The organism is Nakamurella endophytica (genome assembly GCF_014646215.1).
GTDB lineage: Bacteria > Actinomycetota > Actinomycetes > Mycobacteriales > Nakamurellaceae > Nakamurella > Nakamurella endophytica.
Map to the genome: position 1 here is coordinate 1 of NZ_BMNA01000025.1, position 2,234 is coordinate 2,234.

Genomic DNA, 2,234 nt, shown 5'->3' on the forward strand with positions numbered 1-2,234 from the left:
TCCTCGATGCGGTGCTTGCGCTCCTTGAGCTCCACCTCGGTGGCCGCACCGGCCTTGATCACCGCAACACCGCCGGCCAGGCGGGGACTAGTAGTACGTGCGCCGGCTGGCGGCACAAGCTGCTCAACGAACGGCGAATTTACGAGTATGACGCCAACTCCAGGTCTCGAGTCCATATCTTGACCTCGCGGTAGAAGCGGGTACGCTGAAACATGTTTCGTTCGACCACTATTGCCATGTCACCACCGCCAAGGCGACCACTAGCTAGGTGATCAAGGAGGCTTGAGCCGGTTTCGGCGCCGGCGATCATTTCCGCCACGAAGTCACCACCCCAGGTGACTTCTTGAACAACCCATGGAGCATCGCCTCGCTGAGCCGAAACGACCATGTTCACGAACCGCGTGGCCGCATCCCGACGTTTACCCCGACACTGCTGAATGTGATTGGCAGTTTCAATCAACGTTGTCACGGGAACAATAAACTCTGCTCCAGTACTGTACAACTCTCGGTACTCGGATCTCATGACGTCCGACTGTGACTCGAATCCTGGCACCTCGAGCAAGGCAACCAGGACTGACGTGTCAATGAAGTAAACCGTGTTCGCAGGCATGTCATGCACCGAATAGCTCGACGAGACTTTGATCGGCACTCGGTCGTTCTCGCGTCGCCGGACGAAGCCGGTCAGTAACCACGCTTCGCCCGAGAGACGATCTTCCAAGAACATCTAAATAGTTCGGGAAGTCGGTTAGGCGCGTCAGACGGCTCCACCCGTCCTCGTCGCGTGCAGCAACCACGACGTGTGCGTGGTCGGCTCCGCCGAGCGAGTCTAGAATCACCGGGCTGTGGGTCGTTGCAAGCGTGCGCACATTTCGCGATGCCGCCTCCTTCAATCGGTTGATCAGTAGCGCCGACTGCGAGGAATGCAGACCATTCTCAAGCTCTTCAACGACCAGAAGCCGACTGTTTTCGCTCGCGTCATGCGTCGGATCGTCGTGCATCGCGGCTGCAATGGCGAGGAACCTCAGTGTTCCATCGCTCATGAGTCGGGTGGGCACCTCTTGAAGTCGTCCACCAATCCGTTCCTCGATAATCGCCATCACATCGCCCAGAGGGCTTCGCACCGTCCGCATATCTGCGACTTGCGCTTCGGATAATGAACGAGTCATATCAATAAGAGCCGAACCCGTCTCCTTCTCACGAATAAGACGTCCGACAACCGCTGAGAGATTGTCGGCACTTCGTCGAAGGACGCTATCGCGCTCCGGAACATACTCACGCATTTGCGATGGCACCGGGTCAAGAACAAACACTCCGGACAGCGCATCCAAAACGGAGGTCGCGACGTCGAGCAGCTTCCTCGCCGGCTGACTTGTCTGTGGCACACGGGTGGCGATCTGGCTCGTGAGAAGTTGATCTGCACGCATTGTGATCGGCGGATTGGTTCCGCGTTGGCCATTGTCCCACCTTGCCACGATGTCGGCCGAATACGGATCGGGCGGCTCCGACTTGAGCAGATAGCGCCGCTCGCCACGCTTCGGCCCCGATGTTCGAAGAGTCCAAAGGGACTCGGCTTCCACACGCAGGATTGGTTCTACACCAATGCGAAGATCCAGCTGATAGATTGCACCCTCGTATCTAGCGGCAACACCGATTTTGAAAGAGGACGTGCCCAGGGGCGCGCACCCTTGTGACCCACCGCGAACAGCTGGCCGATCACGTCCGTCCAATGCCTCGCGGAGGTCCAGCCCGGCGGACAATGACGATAGGACTGCAAGCGCATCAAGCACATTGCTTTTCCCGGATCCGTTTCGTCCAACGATTAGAGTTAGCGGACCAAGTCGCACGCGACCGTCCCGCACCGACTTGAACGCCGGCAGGCGCAGTTCTAAGAGTTCCGCAGGCACACTTAGAGACTAGCGTCGCGCCTCCAGGGCGGTCGGACTATTTCGCTCATGTCTACCCGCGGAACGCCGCGAGGGCGGCCCCACCGTGGTGGGACCGCCCTCGCGATCGGTACTGCGACGTGCTGTCCGGGGCGACCGGACCCTGATCCGGCAGGATCAGAAGTCCATGTCACCGCCACCCGGAGCGGCCGGCGCGGCGGCCTTCTCCGGCTTGTCGGCCACGACGGCCTCGGTGGTCAGGAACAGCGCGGCGATGGACGCGGCATTCTGCAGCGCCGACCGGGTCACCTTGGCCGGGTCGATGATGCCGGCCTCGACCAGGTTCTTGTA

At 60.0% G+C, this 2,234-nt stretch carries 2 protein-coding genes and 2 pseudogenes; all 4 read right to left on the reverse strand.

Annotation, left to right across the window (positions count from 1 at the left end; genetic code table 11):
• A pseudogene (locus IEY37_RS22935) lies at nt 1-83 on the reverse strand (hypothetical protein); the annotation flags it as partial.
• A 56-nt stretch (nt 84-139) separates the two neighbouring features.
• On the reverse strand, nt 140-523 hold the full coding sequence (locus IEY37_RS21700; RefSeq protein WP_373298414.1) for a hypothetical protein: 384 nt from the start codon (nt 521-523) through the stop codon (nt 140-142).
• Nucleotides 524-611: 88 nt separating this feature from the next.
• Nucleotides 612-1,904 carry an AAA family ATPase gene (locus IEY37_RS21705; protein ID WP_188945031.1) on the reverse strand — a complete coding sequence of 431 codons (1,293 nt, stop codon included), beginning with the start codon at nt 1,902-1,904 and terminating at the stop codon, nt 612-614.
• 156 nt (nt 1,905-2,060) lie between these two features.
• Nucleotides 2,061-2,234, reverse strand: a pseudogene (locus tag IEY37_RS21710) (TCP-1/cpn60 chaperonin family protein); the annotation flags it as partial.

What these genes read in the sequence shown, in the direction of transcription:
- IEY37_RS21700 (WP_373298414.1), bottom strand. Translation starts at nt 523, where the DNA reads ATGAGATCCGAGTACCGAGAGTTGTACAGTACTGGAGCAGAGTTTATT.